The sequence below is a fragment of the Chitinophaga sp. genome, assembly GCF_039596135.1.
Classification (GTDB): domain Bacteria; phylum Bacteroidota; class Bacteroidia; order Chitinophagales; family Chitinophagaceae; genus Chitinophaga.
This window is the reverse complement of record NZ_JBCNKH010000023.1, coordinates 58,984-76,212: the sequence shown is the minus strand read 5'-3', so window position 1 is coordinate 76,212 and position 17,229 is coordinate 58,984. Positions and strand designations below refer to the sequence as shown.

Sequence of the window (17,229 nt, the reverse complement as noted above, 5' to 3'; positions counted from 1 at the left end):
GAAGATAAATAACCGAAGGCTTGGTAATCACTGGTTACCAAGCCTTTTGTATATAAATATTTTTATAGCCTCCCATAAATCAGGTTATTTTATTTATACCTCTCCATGATTGAAATTTGTTTTCAAAACAATTGCAATCATGGATATCTTACCACAAGTACAGGAGGCCCTGACTTTTATTAAGTCGGTCGACGTGTCGCATATTAAAGACCCCATGCAGGCCCGGCGGACATTTTACGATCGCCTGGCACCCCTTGCCGGGGCGGAAGAGGCCGTATTTTCAATAGAAAACAGGGCAAACACCCGTATTTACAGGCCCTCCAATCAGGCTGTATTGCCGGCAGTCGTCTATTTTCATGGAGGCGGGTTCAACTCCGGCAGTCTTGCCTCTCATGACCGTCCCTTGCGCCAGCTGGCAAATTTATCGGGCGTCATTATCGTCTCTGTTGACTACCGGCTCGCCCCCGAATACCCGTTTCCCCACGGCCTGAATGACTGTATCGATGCTACGAAATGGGTCATTGAAAATGCTGCCCTGTTGGGTATAGATCCTCACCGGGTGGCTGTGGCGGGCGATAGCGCCGGTGCCACACTGGCGACCGCAGTAGCAGGAAGCGTTGCGGGTGTGGTGTGCCAGATCCTGGTGAACCCCGCTACCGACCCTGCACTTACTACCCCTTCCTGGCAGGAGTTTGCCAATGGACCCATCATCACCCGGGAGCGCCTGAGAAAGATCTGGGCAGATTATGCCGGCGGAAATACCCAGGCAGCACCTGTATACTATGAGCACCTATCCCGCATGCCGGATGCATTTATAATTATCGCTGAGTATGATCCCCTGCGTGATGAAGGTATCGCTTATGCGAAAAAATTGCGCGAAGCACATGTACAGGTGACCGAAAAAGTATACCCGAAAATGATCCATGGGTTTTTCCAGATGGGTGGGGTAATACCCGAAGGGCGGCAGGTGATTGCGGATGTAGCCGGGTATATCAGGTATAAATTAATTAACTGATGACGAAAACAGCCTTTCCTGTTATGCCACCTTTTTTTACTTCATCATAGGCTTTTTTGTAATCACGCCAATCATAAGTCCTGCTGATGAATACCTGTAATCCACTATCGGCCAGCTGTTCGATCTTAGGTTTTAAAAACAGTAGTTTGTAACGACCTCCTGAAAACAGAGAACCGATTATTTCCCTGGGCCCGGGAGATGTATTGATATAAACCCCCTTCTTTTTCAGGTAAATTTTAGCTGCGCTGTAATTCATTTTCCCTGAAAGATCGATGACCACATCAAAAGTCTTATTACCAATATTTTGCTGCCGGTAGTTGATAACGACATCGCTTCCCAGCCTGGAAACCATGTCTAGGGCAGCAGGGCCTACGACCGAAGTCACGATAGCTCCTGCTTTTTTCGCCAGTTGAATCGCCAGTGGCCCAATGCCGCCGCCTGCTCCGTTAATCAGTACCTCCATGCCTGGTTGAATACGTACTAACTGACGAAAGATCTGCAGGGCGGCACCACCTACTACTGGCAGGGCCGCAGCCTCTTCGAAAGAAAGCGTACGGGGCTTATGCGCAATATCTTTTGCCTTTACAGCCACATATTCTGCCAGTGCACCGCCTTTAAATATACTGGCTATGCCAAATACTTCATCGCCTTTCCGATAACTGCCATTTCCTTTTTCTACAATGCCTGAAAAATCGATCCCTACTGATTTGGGAAATTTACGACCGCTCATGAGTGTCATCTCTCCCTGCCATATTTTCCAGTCAAGTGGATTGATGGAGACTGCCTTTACTTTCACAACAATCTCCCCTTCAGGCATAGGCGCATCTGTCATTTGCAGCACTTCAGTACCTCCGAATTGCTGATAGGTTATCTTTTTCATATAGCCGGATAATCTGTTATCATATTAAATTGACAACACAAAATTGCTTTCCTCCCGGCCGGTAAAATAGTTGTGTAAGGTAGAAAAATAGTCTTATCCGCCGGTGGCATATTTTTTAGGTTTCACCCCATGATACTTTTCGAAGAGGCGCCCAAAGTGACTCATATTAGCAAAGCCGAGCCGGTAGCCGGTTTCAGAAACAGATAAACCACCATGCTTTAGCAAAAAGGCAGCTTCTTCCATGCGGGCTTGCTGATAGTAGTTATAGATGGTGTCGCCAAATACCTGTTTGAAGATATCTTTCATTTTCGTTTCTCCAAATCCGGCCATCTTTGCCAGTTCCCCCAAAACGGGGGGAACAGAAAGGTCTGCAAGAATAGCTGTTCTGATCAAAAGGAGCTTTTCTACATCGTCTTTATGTACCTGGTGATACCGGACGGCTTCGCGTTTTTGCAGTTTCTCAAATACCAGGTAAATTAGTTCCTGTACTTTCAGCCGGTGATAGAAATTGCCAAGGTCATTGTCTTCACGGGCGTCAGTTACCTGTCTCACGAGTTTATGAATTTCAACAGTCATGCTTTCATAATACAGGAAACCCGGGGCTGCTTTCAAAATAGTTTCCACCACATGGTTTGGTTTTCTGATACCGAGCAATTCTTTCAGCGCGTCTTTCATAATGCCTACGACAAGGAAGCAGATATCTGTGTTGGCAGGAAAACGAATTTGGGAATGAAGATCTGTTGATGCAATCTGTATAGCATAGGCGCTGCTTCGTGAAAGGAGGGTGGGGGTACCATCAGTATTCACGCTGGCAGGGGCTTCGTTGCTGTGAAATATAATGCTGACAAGGTCGTTCGGCTCGTCGCTGCCTACTCTGCTTAAGATAATGTCCTGGTTGAGTGTATAGTGATGAACAATGAGTTTTAGCCCGGGTGGTAACGCAATTCTCCTGATGCTGCCGGTACCCATGGCCGGGGGGAGAATCAGGCGGTCGCCTGCTAAGGGAACATTGAGCTTTTTAGCGAATTGGGTCAGGAAATCGAACTGTGGCGTGGGTATGAATTCAAAAAACATATCGCTCAGGTCAATTTATAAATAAACTCTTCTATTTCCGCCTGCCGGGCATTGGCAAACCCTTTGTCCGTTCCGGTTTTTATAAACCCACATTTCTCTAATACCCTTTGCGAGCCTATATTATCAAATGCTGTTCTTCCTAAAATCGGTCTTGTATGTACGAGCGTTAACAAATGGGTCAGTGCATGTGTAGCTATACCACGCCCCCAGTATTTTTTATCTATCCAATAAGTAAGTTCCGCATCGCCCTGTATTTCGAACTTTGCAATACTTCCGGCAATGATGTCGTCCACAAGAATGGTGTACATATGGATCGTGGGGTCATTCAGGCATTTCGAATATTTTTGCAGGTACGCGGTTTTATCTGCCGGATCTTTTGAAGTAAAAGCGGCCATGCGGTTGGCTTCTTCATCCAGCTGGAAGATAAAGAAATGGTCTAAATCGGTAATGGTTGTTTTTCGTAATGCTATTACCATCACACGAAGATATTGCAAATTTGGATAGCCTGTTGAATGCGGCAAACAAAGCGCTGCAAAAAAATTAATACCTTACAGCGCAAATGAAAATACTAATTTTAAACGGCTCCCTGCGGGGTACAACCGGCAACTCTGCCATCATTGCCAAACAGGTAGAAGACCTGCTGGGCCAGCAGGTAGTGACCTTAACCCTTGCAGACAAACTACCTACCATCCGCGAAGTCTATCACCTGCTGGAGAACTGCGATGGCTTCCTGGTGATCACCGGTGTGTATTGGAATAACTGGAGCTCACCATTGCAGCGTTTTATAGAAGTAACGACTGCTTTTGAAAATACCCCTGCTTTTTTGGGTAAACCTGTAGCCTGTGCAGTCACGATGGATTCAGTAGGCGGGATAGAAGTAGCGGCACGATTACAGGCTGTATTTGGCGGACTGGGATGCTGGACGCCTCCCTGTTCTACCGTGGTATTGTCCCGTGTAGCACAGCAGGCGATCGCTGCTACTGCTGGTATGGAAGATGATCCTAACGAAGATGTATGGCGCATGGATGATGTAAAAGTAGTATTGCACAACCTGGTCACGGCTGCCGGTATGTCACGGGATAGCTGGAAGGCATGGCCCCACAGGGAACTGCATATTCCTGATGGCCCCTGGCCGGGTGAGGGCGTGCTGGATATGGGAACACCGAAATTCCTGCAGTAATACATCCCCTCACATCAGGTAATAAGTATCCTCCCCCACAGCCTGCTCAGGCGCCGGCTCCCCAATCATCTCGAGCAGGTTTACTTCAATCGTCTGACTAATAGCCGTCATCGGCGTATCCGTAGGTTTATTCTCAAAAGGATCCTGCATGATGATAGCCGTTCGCTCAATAGCAATAAACAGCACCGGCACTACAAATACAATAACGATTTCCATCCACTGCGTCCGGTCTTCCAGCCCAAATGGCAGAATAGTCATCAATACGTAAATAAGAAAGTGAATAAGCAGGCTATACGATTTTGGGAAGACGGTTTTTTTAATACGTTCACATTTCCCCATCGCATCGCACAGGCGGGCAAGCGTAGCATCTATCTGCACCTGCCTGTTAGGGTTCAGGTCGTGTGCCGCTGCAAGCGCTTTTGCATGCTCATTGAGGAGGAAGTTCGGCCAGTTTCGGCTGTCAGTATGATATGCAGAAATGTACACTTTTATTTTTTCAGAAAAAGGAAGCCCTCTTAAAGATTCAGAAAGTGCATAGCACCAGATGATCTGCCGGTGCGCAAAGGCGGTTGCCTCTTCAGGAAGGAATGTTTTTACCTGGCGGATGAGGGTCCGGCTGTCATTGACAATCGCCCCCCATATGAGTCTTGCTTCCCACCAGCGTTCATAAGACTGGGAGGTTCTGAAGGCGAGCAGGAGAGACACGATAGTGGCTACCAGCGAAGATATGGCGAGGGGAATCGTAATGCGGCGCAACACCCCGTAATGATCCAGGAAACCGGCAATAATCGCGTAGATAGCGATGGCAACAATATCCCATTTGATAAGGTTGAGAAAGTACGAGATGGAAATTTGTTTGTTCAGTAGCATGCAGGTTGAAACAAGCGAGGGGCGAAATTGTTTGCACGCATGCTCCTATGCCGCACAAACGCAATACACGCTCACCACTGCCTCACTCATTGAACCGGTCAAACCTCACCACAAACGTCGTTCCTTTTCCCTCCTCACTTTCAAATTCAATACTCCCCTTTAACAATTTCACATAACTCGCTATTATACTCAGCCCCAACCCGGTGCCCTGTACATTTCCCGAATTAGACGCCCTGAAAAACCTGTCAAAAATATTCGCCTGTGCCTCCGCCGGAATACCTATTCCCTGATCTACCACCCTGATTTCAATTTCACTCTCCCTACAATCACTGTACAGGTAAACATTTTTATCTTTAGGAGAAAACTTCACAGCGTTAGACAACAGGTTGGTTACAATATGCCTGAGCAAAACAATATCAGTATAGATGGTCGATTCCCCGGTATGCGTGTAAATGACAGCTTGTCCCGGGCTGGTAATAGGGCTCATCTCTTCTGTAATATTGGTAAGGTAGTCTTCAATAGCTACTTCTGCAATGCGGGGTTCAATTTTCCCTTCCTCAATTTTTTCAATAGACAGGAAGTTGTTGAGAATACCGGTTAACACGGCGACCGAATTTTTTATCTTATTGACATGTTTTTCCTGCTGTTCAAAATTGCCTATCTGTCCATATTGCGATATCAGGTAAGAAGAAGAGAGAATGGCACTTAGCGGAATCCGGAACTCATGCGAGGCCATCGAGACGAATTTCGTCTTCAGTTCATTCAACTGTTTTTCCCTTGAAAGATTGATCTCCATGATCAGGTCCCTGGCTTTTACTTCCAGCAGTTCTGCTTCCGCTTTTTTACGTAAAGTGATGTCGTTTACAAAGGCTGTTGTATACTTTTTATCATGCTGCTGATAGGGGCTCAGGCTCACTTCAACGGCAAATATTTCACCGTCTTTTTTAATCGCTTCAAACTCTGCTCCATACCCCATCAGCCTTTTTTCAGGCTGCACCATGTAATTAGTTCGTTTTCCAACATGCGCGCTATGATACCTTGTTGGAATAAGCACTTCAATCTTATTACCAGCCAGTTCATCCAATTCATACCCAAACATTTTCAGCAAAAAGGGATTTGCCTTTATAATATTTCCTTCTTCATCTGCCACCATGATCCCAATAGAAGCATGATAGAATAAAGCATTCAAATCTAATTCCGGAGTAGAACTAAAAACATTCATAAAAGTTATATTTAATATGCCAGCCTGTTTTGAAGGAAAATAGTGTACAGCAGGAAATTGCGCGACCTCTGGCAACTAAATTAAAAAATATTTTTATTTGGCGAATAAAAATTATCATACCCTCATATGACCAATGTTAATGTTATTCGCCCAAAATCATCCTAACTTATGACTCTAAACATAGGGATATGATAGGAAAATTATCTGATCAGCAAATGCAAACTATCCTGCAGCAGAACATGATGGGACGTATAGGATGCAGCAGCCATTCAAAGATTTTCGTGGTTCCTGTATGTTATGCCTACAATGGTAAAGCGATAATAGCCCATTCTGCAGAAGGGATGAAAATAAATATGATGCGCAACAACCCCCAGGTTTGTTTTGAAGTAGATGAGGTCACCAGTCTTACCAACTGGCGGAGTGTTATCATCTGGGGACAGTACCAGGAAATATTGGATGAAAGAGAACGGTTCTACTCGGTAAAATTCCTCATGAGCAGGCTGCTACAGTATACAGAAGCGGAAAAGGTGCATCACGCACAGGCAATTGTGGCAGACGAAGATACCGGGCATTTTAATTCAAACATCCGGCCGGTGGTGTACAGGATCACAATCGAGGAAATGACGGGTCGGTTTGAACACGGGGATCTTTTAATCTAACTTATATGAGAGGAAATTTGTTTTCATACACCTACCTGTTATCGAATGCCGGTGCAGTGTTAATTTTATTAATAAGCATCTGGTCTAAAAGAGCAGGTCATATCATTATCGCATTGATGTTCCTGGTTGCCGCCGTTGTCAATGCAGTACAGGCCATTTATACCCCGCATAAATACGATATATATGAACTGGTGGCTGCCCTGCCAGTCTACGAATACCTGATCAGCAATGTGTTTTTAATCCATATTACACTGTATATACTATTAATGATGGTATTTCAGCTGGTAGTGGGTATTGGCGTATTATATCAAAAAAAAGCCGCATTACTGGCTGCCATTGTCTATTTGCTGGCCCTTGCCCCGCTGGGTGCGGGTTCTTCTTTTCCCAGTACCGTCATCCTGGCCGTAGCCTGCCTGATTTTAATGAAAAAGAACCACCACCAGCCCGGTACACTACCAGGTCGCTAATTTTTGTAGATGTAGCTGATTTTTAGTAACTTAAATTATTGTTTCGCAATACATTCCATTCAGCTATGGCTACAATACTTGTTATTGAAGATAACCAGGCAATTAGAGAGAATATCGTCGAGATCCTCGAAATGGCAAATTACCATGTAATAGAAGCTGCCGATGGAAAACAAGGAATATTAGCTGCGGAAACGCAACAACCGGATCTCATTGTTTGTGATTTGTCATTACCCATCCTGGATGGCTACGTAGTGCTGCAGGTACTAAACAGGGATGACAAGCCCTGCAAAGTTCCCTTTATTTTCCTCACTGCCAGGTCAGAAAGAGCCGAAATCCGTAAAGGTATGGACATGGGGGCAGACGATTATATTACCAAGCCATTTAACCCGTCAGAACTGTTGAGTGCCATAGAATGTCAGCTCAGGAAAGCGACCCACACCAGGGTAAGCAGTGTTAAAACCGCGCCCCTCATTCCCGACCTGGAAGAAGACCCTTTCAAAAACCTCATCAAAGACCGCAACATAAAAAATTTCAGGAGTAAACAAATTATTTATCAGGAAGGTACTCACCCTTCCTGTCTTTATTTTATTCTGCAGGGACTTGTTAAAACTTTCAGGACAGATGAAGATGGGAAAGAGTTTATTTCAGGATTATATAAAGAAGGTGATTTTATCGGTTATATTTCTGTACTTGAAAAAACCCGCTACAGCGACTCTGCCGAGGCGATCGGCCAGGTGGTACTGGCAATCATTCCTATTGAAGATTTTGAAGAACTGACTACTGCCAGCAAGCACGCAAGGGAACAGATTATCCGGATGCTGACGCAGACCATAGAGGAAAAAGAAGTGCAGTTGTTAAGAGTCGCTTACGATTCCTTAAGAAAAAGAGCTGCCGATGCATTGCTCACCGTGTTCAATAAATATAATATTGCAGGCGATAATAATGTAGGAATTAAATTCAGCAGGGGTAATCTGGCTGCACTTGCAGGCGTGGCCAAAGAGTCTTTTGCCCGTACCCTGGCCGATTTTCGGGACGAACATTTAATCGATATCAGGAATGGGGTCATCTACCTGCTGGATATAGGGAAGCTGAACCGGTTGAGCAATTAAGGGGGAATATTATTCCCCCCTCAATATCATGAATGACCTGTAGGATGCGTAATAAATACCGGCCCTTTCAGATTACGAATAATATTATCCGCACTGCTGCTGTTAAAAAACCTTGACACCCGGCTGCGGCCATACGCCCCAAATGTACTGATGAGTTCTGTTTTATGATCCAGGTATGCCTGTATCGCTTTGTCTGCCTGTCCTGTCAGAATCTTGTAAGTAACCTGCGCATTATACACCTTCAGATATTCCTGTAACTGCGTTTTAAAAGGAATCGTTTTGTCTCCTGTTTCATCCACATATACTATTTCACAATGGTGGGCAATCAATTCAGGATACAAGGCTGCAAAAGCTTTGATGGCATACATGGAAGAATAAGTGCCATTGTAACAAAATGCAACACCTGTCACCTTATGTGGTTCCTCTGGCAGCACCATTACAGGGCATTGGGCATGCAGCAGCATGTTCCGCACAAACCCCGTTGGATTCGTGTCGTACAAAAAAGGAAAGGAGAGCGCTTTCCCGATTATCAGCAGGTCTGAGAACCGACTTTCTGTAACCACTTCTTCCCCCGCAATACCTTTTACATTTTTAATTGCACAGGAAAGGCTTCTTTCCTTACAGTCCTTTTTCAGGGCTATATAGTTATCTTCAATTATTTCTTTTTTCTCATGCTCACTTTGCCGCAGCGCCTCATAATATTTGCCTGAAAAGCCCTCAATACTGGTGGCAGACAGCAGCTGGGCGGCACTTTGAGTATCTTCCAGCAGCAGCAGGGTCAGCTTATTTTCCTGCAGGGCGGTAATAGCAATGATCGCATCCAGTTGTTTTGCTGTATAACTGACAGCATCAATAACAGCCAATATCTTTTTCATTGTATAAAGGTTTTATGTTTATATGATATAGCCCAGCATATTAGCGGCTAACCGACAGTATCCTGAGTAGTTATACGGTTTCTCATAGTAATTGCTTGCCCCATTGCTCATGCATTCGTTCCGGGTGGTAAGGTCATTGGCTGTACTCCATATCACCTTGGGAATGCCCATCAGGCTATGCAGGTCATTCAGTTTTTTTAATACCTCTGCACCTGTGTAATAGGGCATGTTATAATCAAGGATGATGAGCGAAGGTTTGCCCGGACAATTATCACCATCTATACGACTCATGAATTCCTTTCCATTTTTAAATACCTGCATGGTAATACCAGGATTGATCTGGTGAATGGCTGCTATCAGAATTTCCTGGTCCTCCGAATCATCCTCCACGAGATAAACAACCTTATTTTCTTCGTTTTTCATTGTGGTATATTTAATGTAAGGAAGGATAAATTACTAAAGGAATAGTAATGCCAGTCTGTTGGGGTGGAGCTATACAACTAAGTTACGAATACTATTACAAGAGAGGAATGATTCTTGTCAATTTTATAATTAATCCGGGTCAACAAAAACCAGTGTCAGACTGGTTACTACCTTTCTTTGCCGGTAATGAAAAAATCTTTATCGGTAATAAAAAAAGGATAGTAACAAATTTAGATAGAATCTGTAATTGTAACCGCAAAAATCATTTTATCTTCCACCTGAAGGTAACACCCCGGACGTACCGAAATCAATGACTGCTGTCATTTTATTCTCTGATTTTATCAGAATACCCCATGATGAATGTCATCTTTGATAGAGTAAGTTCTTCCGAAATTTATAAGGTATGAAACACTGGTTCCTGATAATGATAATTTTATCGCTGGCTACATTGCCCGCCAGTAGTCAGCATATCAGATGGTTATCTGATTCCCTGAACCGGCAGATACTCTGTAACCTCTTTGCCCAGGCCTCCCTGGAAGGTCTTGACGAAAAAGACTATGCCTACCCAACCCACATCAATATAGCAGACTCCGCCCGTATCAACCGGGAACTCACCAGTGCCGCTATCGCCTTTTTCTCAGATCTGGCATATGGTACCCAGGAAAACCGGGTGCCATACGATGGGCTCAATTACCACCCCAAATGCCTGAACATTGGCGACAGTATCCTGGATGCCATCCATGAACACCGTTTGGCTACCCTGCCGGGCAGACTGGAGCCTCACCATGCTATGTATGCAGCGCTGAAGAGGCAGCTCGCCCTGTTAGAACGCCGTAAACTTCCACAAATCACAGATACACTTATCGCACGACTATACCAGCTTGGCATCACTGACACCCTCAACTATACCATCCCTGAAGATACACTCCGAAATTACCTGCGCAGGGCACAACGTAAGTTCGAAATGCTGGAAGATGGCACACTCCGCCCCGGCCTACAGGAAGAACTGAATATATCCATCGAAAAACGCCGCTATGAATTAAAACATGCCCTGAATACCTGGCGCTGGCTGAATTGTATACAACAGGAACAACCGGTGATCATCGTCAATATCCCCGCAGCTAACCTGTTTTACCTGCATAAAGATACTGTCCTGTTTTATACCCGTTGCATAGTAGGAAAACGGGCTACCCCTACCACACCACTCATCAGTGCGGTGCACGAGGTAATATTGTTCCCCTATTGGAACGTGCCGCACCAGATAGCCGTCAATGAATTACTGCCCGCTATCCAAAGCGCTCCCCTCGATTACCTGGATTATGGCAACTACCAGGTGCTGGACAAAACAGGCAGGGTGTTGGATCCCGCCACCATCAAATGGCAACAGCTGAATAAAAATAATTTCCCTTATACATTGCGCCAGTTATTTGGTTGCGACAATGCCCTCGGCATCATCAAACTCAACTTTTTCAGTCCCTACAGTACTTACCTGCACGATACTCCCAATAAAAGCTATTTTTTGTTCAACAGCAGGTATTTCAGTCACGGCTGCATCCGCGTGGAAAATGTAGACTCCCTGGCAGAGATACTGGAGCCCGGCCTGCACCCGTTCCTGGCAAATGCCGCCACCACTGTATGTGACCTGGCCTCTGACAAAGGACAACTTATTTTCCCGCTTAAACACAAAGTGCCCCTGTTTATCCTCTATGAAGTAGCCTGGCCCGATGCCAGCGGCGAAATAAGGTTTTACGACGATGTATACAATAAGGTAAAAATTTAAAACCAGTATTATGAACCGTATAATCACTTTCACTTTTAACCCGGCCATTGATAAAAGCACTACTATAGATCATCTGGTACCTGAAAAAAAACTGGCCTGTTCTCCCCCCGTATTTGAGCCGGGTGGCGGGGGTATCAACGTTTCCCGGGCCATCAGGAACCTGGGCGATCATTCTACCGCCGTTTATTTATCCGGTGGATACTCCGGGCGTTTTTTCTCCTCCCTGATTGAAAAAGAACGCCTGGATGCCATCAACGTAACCATCAGTGGTGCCACCCGCGAGAACCTGGTAGTAATGGATGTAGCCACCGGTCAGCAATACCGGTTTGGTATGCCCGGCCCCACCGTAAGTGAAAAAGAGTGGCAACCCTGTCTTGAAATAATCAATAAATGTGCGGCCGATGATTATTTAGTGATCAGCGGTAGTCTCCCGCCCGGTATGCCACCCGAAGTGATGGGAGAGATCTCCACCATCGTAAAAAAAAGAAAGGCTAAACTGGTAGTGGATATAGCAGGCGATGCACTGGCATGTGCCCTGAAAACAGGTGTATATCTTATGAAACCCAACCTGTCTGAACTGGGATCGCTCATAGGCAATGCACATATTACCGAACCGGATGTATACCAGGCCGCCCGGCAAATTATTACCCGGGGCCAAAGTACCGCTGTGGTCGTATCGCTGGGTGGCGCCGGTTGTATCATGGTCACAAAAGATGAGCAGGTCATGATTCCCGCTCCGCTTGTTAAAGCAATCAGTACAGTAGGGGCCGGAGATTCCATGCTGGCAGGTATCGTACTCAAACTGTTCAAAGGAGCCGGATTTCTCAGCGCCGTGCGCTATGGCATTGCCTGTGGAACCGCTGCTACACTACATCCGGGCACGGCATTATGCCATATCGATGATGTGGAAAGATTATTCCAGCAGGTATTGAACAATGCATCTGTAACGATGGCTACATGGTGATGGAAATCAGTATTTCTCATACTCCGGATCATTGTTTGTGGTATTAAACAGGGTGTAAATTCATATTGCAGACTGGCCCTGAAACATTAGAAAGTGTAATCCCAACATTCTTCACAAATTATTTAAACCAAAGGAGGTAATTATGTCTAAGGATCTAACTAAGGCAACTTCCATCCTGCCTTCCGTATTCGATGATTATTTTAAACCCTGGAAAGATTTCTTCGATTTCAATGGTGGCAGAACTGTTACTGCTACAGTCCCTGCTGTAAATATTACAGAGGAAAAAGACCAGTATAAACTTTCTGTTGCTGCCCCCGGCATGAACAAAGAAGATTTCAGGATTGACATTGAAAATGATGTGCTGATTATCAGCGCCGAAACAGAAGAAAAAGAAGAGACCCCCACCAGACAGGAATATAACTACAGCAGCTTCTCCCGGAGTTTCAGACTGCCTGCCAGTGTAATCAAAGACAAAATTGAAGCAAAATATAAAGACGGCATTCTGAAATTGTATCTGCCAAAGACCGAAGAAGCCCGTAAGGCAAATGGTACAAGGCACATCGGTATTCAGTAAAAATTTTGAGGACGCCGGCACTGCATAGCGCAGGGCCGACGTCCTGTTGTAATTGTAAACCTCATTGTTATGAAAAAGATATTGTATGTCACAGATGCACTCAACCTGCATCTTGAAAACCTGGAATTTGCAGGTTATATCAGCGGACTGGCCAAGTCGAAACTCCTGGCTATCTTTCTTGAGAACAATGAATTTGAAGGGCGCACAGATACCATGATCAAAGCTGCTGCTGCCAATGCAGGACTGAATGTAACGGAAGAACCCGTTTCGCTGAAACAACATACCTGCGATACAAACATACAGCGCTTCAAAACCGCTTGTGAAAACAAGGGAATTGAATGTGCCGTACACCGGGACCGGGGCAACCCATTGGCCGAAATGATCCTCGAAAGCAGGTATGCCGATCTGTTGTTGCTGAATGTAAATACTTCTTTTACCGCAAATATTGAAGGAACACCTTCAGACTTTGTAAAAGATGTGATGAACCGGGCTGAATGTCCTGTAGTGATCATGCCTTCCAGTTTTGACGGTATTACAGAGCTGGTGTTTACCTACGATGGGAAACCTTCCTCCGTTCATGCGATTAAACAATTCACCTACCTCTTTCCACAGTTCAACGAAATGAAAACCGTGGTGATCAGCATTAATCCTGAAGAGGTAAGTCACGAGGAAAGGTATAAATTCCGGGAATGGATGCATGCGCATTATAATTACCTGGACTTCCTGTCTACAGAAGGGAATGTGAAAATGGGACTGGTGGAATTACTCTATGACCGGGAAAAATCATTTGTAGTAATGGGTGCGTATGGCCGGAGTATGATATCAGGTTTCTTCCGTCCGAGTCATGCAGATCCTGTTATCAAGGTGATTAACCAGGCTGTGTTTATTGCTCACCATTGAATTGTTGGTTATGAAAAAGATACTGGCTGTTTTTGACGGCTTGAAGTTTTCGGAAAGCACCCTGCAGTATGCAGTGAAAATGGGTATTCAACACAATGCCATGATTACCGGTGTTTTCCTGGAAGATCCCACTTACTCCAGCCGTGGCATCTACCAGCTGTACAGCGAGAAAGAATATGCATTGGATAGTGTGAAAGCGCTGGTTCGCGAAGACCAGCATGAACGGGATACCGCTGTAAGCAGGTTTGAAAATGCCTGTAAAGAAGCCTGTGTATCTTACCTGGTACACCGCGACAGGGAACTGGCCATCCGCGATCTTTTAAAAGAAAGCCGGTATGCCGACTTATTGTTGATTGATGCCAGTGAATCTATGACCCGTTATACCGAAGAACCGCCTACACACTTTGTAAGGGAAATACTGGCAGGTGCAAGATGCCCGGTACTGGTACTGCCCAGGCATTTTACAGACATAAAGCAGGTATTTTGGTTATACGATGGCTCACCGGTGTCCATCTATGCATTTAAAATGTTCAGTTATTTACTGCCTGTATTAAATGTGCTGCCACTGGATGTAATAAGTGTAGACCTGCCGGAAACTTCGCTGCACAATGAGATGGTGAAAGAATTAATTTCCCTGCATACACCACATGCACATTATCATGAACTGAAAGGGGACCCGGAAGTAGAAATACCCCTTTTTATGCGGAAACAGGAAAAAGAATCATTGCTGATATTAGGCGCTTACCAGCGGGGAGCCTTATCTATGCTTTTTAAAGCAAGTATGGCAGATGTATTGGTACGGGAGCATCAATGGCCACTTTTTATAGCACATAATAAATAGCAAAGAGATGGAAAGCTTTATCATGCATCTTGCAGGTATCCGCTTGAAAAACATACCTGATGTAGGCGGTAAAAATGCCTCCCTGGGCGAGTTGTACAACGTGTTTAAACAGGATGGTATCAATGTGCCGGATGGTTTTGCAACCAATGCATTTGCATTCTGGTGCTTTCTTGACTATAATAATTTATGGGAACCGCTGGCACAGCTAATGCGGGAACTGGACCGGGAAGGTTGGTCTAACCTGGCAGAAAAAGGTGCGGCTGCGCGGAAACTCATGCTCAATGCCTCCCTGCCCGAAGAAGTAGTTGCCGAGGTATTGGCTGCCTACCGTAGTTTATGCGGCAATGAGCCATCCCCCGTAGCAGTAAGAAGCAGCGCTACAGCCGAAGACTTGCCCAATGCAAGTTTTGCCGGCCAGCACGAATCATTTTTAAATATCAGGGGCGAGGAAGCATTGATCGGTGCCATCAAAAAATGTTATGCCTCCTTATATACTGACAGGGCTATCAAATACCGGGAAGATAATGGCTTTCTGCATGAAAAAGTCGCACTGTCAGTAGGCGTACAGCTCATGGTCAGGTCAGACAAGGCCGGCTCCGGTACCTGCTTTACACTTGATCCGGATTCAGGTTTCAGGGATGTAGTATTGATAAACGGCATCTGGGGATTGGGAGAAAACATAGTACAGGGTGCTGTGGTGCCCGACGAATACCTGGTCTTTAAACCTACAGGCAAAATCATACAGAAGCAGGTAGGTAGTAAAGATAAAATGCTATGCTTTGCAGAAAACGGCGCACTGGAAAATATTCCCGTATCTACCGCCAAACAGCAGGAATTGGTACTGTCCGATCCCGAAATACTGCAACTGGCTGACTGGGCCCTGAAAATTGAAAAGCACTATGACCGGCCTATGGATATAGAATGGGCAAAAGATGGAGTGAACGGGCAGCTGTATATTGTGCAGGCCCGCCCGGAGACGGTACATAGCCGGGAAAATCACAACACCCTCTCTGTATGGCACCTGGAAAAAAAAGGTAATGTGCTGACCAAAGGACTCGCCATCGGCAATAAGGTGGTGACAGGTACTGCCCGTTTACTCTCTTCCCCATCCCAGGCGGGGCAGGTCAAAGCCGGGGATATTGTGGTAACGGATACGACCAGTCCTGACTGGGATCCTGTATTTAAAAAAGCAGGAGCACTGATCACAAATTCCGGTGGCCGTACCAGCCATGCGGCTATTGTAGCCCGCGAAACCGGTATCAACGCTATTGTAGGATGCAGGGATGCCACCACCAACATCAAAGATGGGCAGGCCATTACAGTATCCTGTTGCGAAGGAGATACAGGATTTGTATATGAAGGGACCTTACCATTCCGGGAAGAAAAAAAGAACCTGGATACCCTGTCACTACCAGAAAGTGTATTGCCCATGCTGATTATGAGCGACCCGGCACAGGCTTTCCGGTTATCATTTTATCCCAATGCCGGCGTTGGGTTATTGCGCATGGAATTTATTATCGCCTCCTTTATTGGCGTACACCCAATGGCATTAGTTAAGTTCGACGAACTGAAAGACCGCGCAGCACGGGAAAAGATAGAACAGTTAACCAGTACCTATCCTGATAAACCGGCTTATTTTATAGACCGGTTATCGCAGGGCATCGCTACCATTGCGGCAGCATTCTATCCCAAACAGGTCATCGTACGCATGAGTGATTTTAAAACAAATGAATATGCAGCGCTGCTGGGTGGAAAACAATTTGAACTGGTAGAGCCTAATCCTATGCTTGGGTTCAGGGGAGCATCCCGGTATTGTCATGATTTATATAAAGATGGATTCAGACTGGAATGTGCAGCTATCAAAAAAGTGCGGGATGAAATGGGGTTCACCAATGTAAAGGTGATGATCCCATTTTGCCGCACAGTACAGGAAGGGGAGAAGGTATTGAAATATATGGCCGATTTAGGGCTTAAGAGGGGGCAAAACGGGCTTGAAGTATACGTGATGATAGAAATACCTGCAAATGTAATAATGGGCGAAAAACTGGCTGAAATATTCGATGGATTTTCCATCGGGTCCAATGACCTTACCCAGCTTACATTGGGTATAGACAGGGATGTGGCCCTGATAGCTGAATTATTTAATGAAAAAGACCCTGCGGTATTGAGAATGATTGGGGAGACGATCAGGAAAGCACATGAAAAAATAATACCTGTAGGATTTTGCGGCCAGGCAGCAAGCGACTTCCCGGAAATGACCATGTATCTTGTAAAGCTGGGAATCACCAGTATTTCCTATACCCCCGATGCCCTGTTAAAAGGAATTGAACAGATTAATAAGGCAAAAGCCGAGGAACAAATGGTATAGTAAAGTGGTAGCGTTGTATGCCAACGCT

General features: G+C 45.3%; 18 protein-coding genes. 11 read left to right on the top strand and 7 right to left on the bottom strand.

Annotation, left to right across the window (positions count from 1 at the left end; translation table 11 throughout):
- Positions 1-139 precede the first annotated feature (139 nt).
- A complete protein-coding gene (locus tag ABDW16_RS15435; RefSeq protein ID WP_343670878.1) occupies positions 140-1,015 on the top strand; it encodes an alpha/beta hydrolase in 876 nt (291 codons plus the stop codon).
- Here ABDW16_RS15435 and ABDW16_RS15430 read toward each other — a convergent pair.
- The 3 genes from ABDW16_RS15430 to ABDW16_RS15420 all read right to left on the bottom strand — a co-directional run bounded on the left by ABDW16_RS15430 (position 1,008) and on the right by ABDW16_RS15420 (position 3,445).
- Entirely contained in the window at positions 1,008-1,895 is an 888-nt protein-coding gene (locus ABDW16_RS15430) for an NAD(P)-dependent alcohol dehydrogenase (protein WP_343670876.1), read from the bottom strand. The genes ABDW16_RS15435 and ABDW16_RS15430 overlap by 8 nt on opposite strands.
- A 93-nt stretch (positions 1,896-1,988) precedes the next feature.
- On the bottom strand, positions 1,989-2,969 hold the full coding sequence (locus ABDW16_RS15425) for an AraC family transcriptional regulator (protein WP_343670874.1): 981 nt from the start codon (positions 2,967-2,969) through the stop codon (positions 1,989-1,991).
- A 5-nt stretch (positions 2,970-2,974) separates the two neighbouring features.
- On the bottom strand, positions 2,975-3,445 hold the full coding sequence (locus tag ABDW16_RS15420) for a GNAT family N-acetyltransferase (RefSeq protein WP_343670872.1): 471 nt from the start codon (positions 3,443-3,445) through the stop codon (positions 2,975-2,977).
- Positions 3,446-3,528: 83 nt separating this feature from the next.
- Here ABDW16_RS15420 and ABDW16_RS15415 point away from each other — a divergent pair, with 83 nt between their 5' ends.
- Positions 3,529-4,149, top strand: a complete 621-nt coding sequence (locus ABDW16_RS15415; protein ID WP_343670871.1) for an NAD(P)H-dependent oxidoreductase — start codon at positions 3,529-3,531, stop codon at positions 4,147-4,149.
- A 9-nt stretch (positions 4,150-4,158) separates the two neighbouring features.
- Here ABDW16_RS15415 and ABDW16_RS15410 read toward each other — a convergent pair whose 3' ends face one another.
- Both ABDW16_RS15410 and ABDW16_RS15405 read right to left on the bottom strand, forming a co-directional pair.
- A complete protein-coding gene (locus ABDW16_RS15410; RefSeq protein ID WP_343670870.1) occupies positions 4,159-5,019 on the bottom strand; it encodes a bestrophin family ion channel in 861 nt (286 codons plus the stop codon).
- An 82-nt stretch (positions 5,020-5,101) separates the two neighbouring features.
- Positions 5,102-6,241, bottom strand: a complete 1,140-nt coding sequence (locus ABDW16_RS15405) for a PAS domain-containing sensor histidine kinase (RefSeq protein ID WP_343670869.1) — start codon at positions 6,239-6,241, stop codon at positions 5,102-5,104.
- Between the two features lie 188 nt (positions 6,242-6,429).
- On the opposite strand from ABDW16_RS15405, the gene ABDW16_RS15400 reads away from it, so the two are divergent.
- From ABDW16_RS15400 to ABDW16_RS15390, 3 genes are all read left to right on the top strand, one after another.
- Positions 6,430-6,900 carry a pyridoxamine 5'-phosphate oxidase family protein gene (locus tag ABDW16_RS15400; RefSeq protein WP_343670867.1) on the top strand — a complete coding sequence of 157 codons (471 nt, stop codon included), beginning with the start codon at positions 6,430-6,432 and terminating at the stop codon, positions 6,898-6,900.
- 5 nt (positions 6,901-6,905) lie between these two features.
- Positions 6,906-7,367, top strand: coding sequence for a hypothetical protein (locus ABDW16_RS15395; RefSeq protein ID WP_343670865.1), 462 nt, complete (start codon positions 6,906-6,908; stop codon positions 7,365-7,367).
- A 65-nt stretch (positions 7,368-7,432) separates the two neighbouring features.
- Positions 7,433-8,476, top strand: coding sequence for a response regulator (locus ABDW16_RS15390; RefSeq protein ID WP_343670863.1), 1,044 nt, complete (start codon positions 7,433-7,435; stop codon positions 8,474-8,476).
- 26 nt (positions 8,477-8,502) lie between these two features.
- Here the strand turns inward: ABDW16_RS15390 and ABDW16_RS15385 are convergent, their stop codons facing one another.
- Positions 8,503-9,351, bottom strand: coding sequence for a hypothetical protein (locus tag ABDW16_RS15385; protein WP_343670862.1), 849 nt, complete (start codon positions 9,349-9,351; stop codon positions 8,503-8,505).
- 18 nt (positions 9,352-9,369) lie between these two features.
- Positions 9,370-9,774, bottom strand: a complete 405-nt coding sequence (locus ABDW16_RS15380; RefSeq protein WP_343670861.1) for a response regulator — start codon at positions 9,772-9,774, stop codon at positions 9,370-9,372.
- 403 nt (positions 9,775-10,177) lie between these two features.
- Here ABDW16_RS15380 and ABDW16_RS15375 point away from each other — a divergent pair, with 403 nt between their 5' ends.
- From ABDW16_RS15375 to ppsA, 6 genes are all read left to right on the top strand, one after another.
- Complete coding sequence (locus ABDW16_RS15375; RefSeq protein ID WP_343670860.1) at positions 10,178-11,554, top strand: L,D-transpeptidase family protein; 1,377 nt, start codon at positions 10,178-10,180, stop codon at positions 11,552-11,554.
- 10 nt (positions 11,555-11,564) lie between these two features.
- Positions 11,565-12,518 (top strand): 1-phosphofructokinase family hexose kinase, encoded by a 954-nt coding sequence (locus ABDW16_RS15370; protein ID WP_343670859.1) that lies wholly within the window; start codon positions 11,565-11,567, stop codon positions 12,516-12,518.
- A gap of 142 nt (positions 12,519-12,660) precedes the next feature.
- Positions 12,661-13,092: an Hsp20/alpha crystallin family protein gene (locus ABDW16_RS15365; protein WP_343670858.1), complete on the top strand. Its 432-nt coding sequence runs from the start codon at positions 12,661-12,663 to the stop codon at positions 13,090-13,092.
- 69 nt (positions 13,093-13,161) lie between these two features.
- The gene (locus ABDW16_RS15360) at positions 13,162-13,992 is read left to right on the top strand and encodes a hypothetical protein (protein WP_343670856.1); all 831 of its coding nucleotides are present in this window, start codon (positions 13,162-13,164) and stop codon (positions 13,990-13,992) included.
- Between the two features lie 10 nt (positions 13,993-14,002).
- Complete coding sequence (locus ABDW16_RS15355; protein ID WP_343670854.1) at positions 14,003-14,833, top strand: universal stress protein; 831 nt, start codon at positions 14,003-14,005, stop codon at positions 14,831-14,833.
- 7 nt (positions 14,834-14,840) lie between these two features.
- Complete coding sequence (gene ppsA, locus ABDW16_RS15350) at positions 14,841-17,201, top strand: phosphoenolpyruvate synthase (RefSeq protein ID WP_343670853.1); 2,361 nt, start codon at positions 14,841-14,843, stop codon at positions 17,199-17,201.
- Positions 17,202-17,229 lie beyond the last annotated feature (28 nt).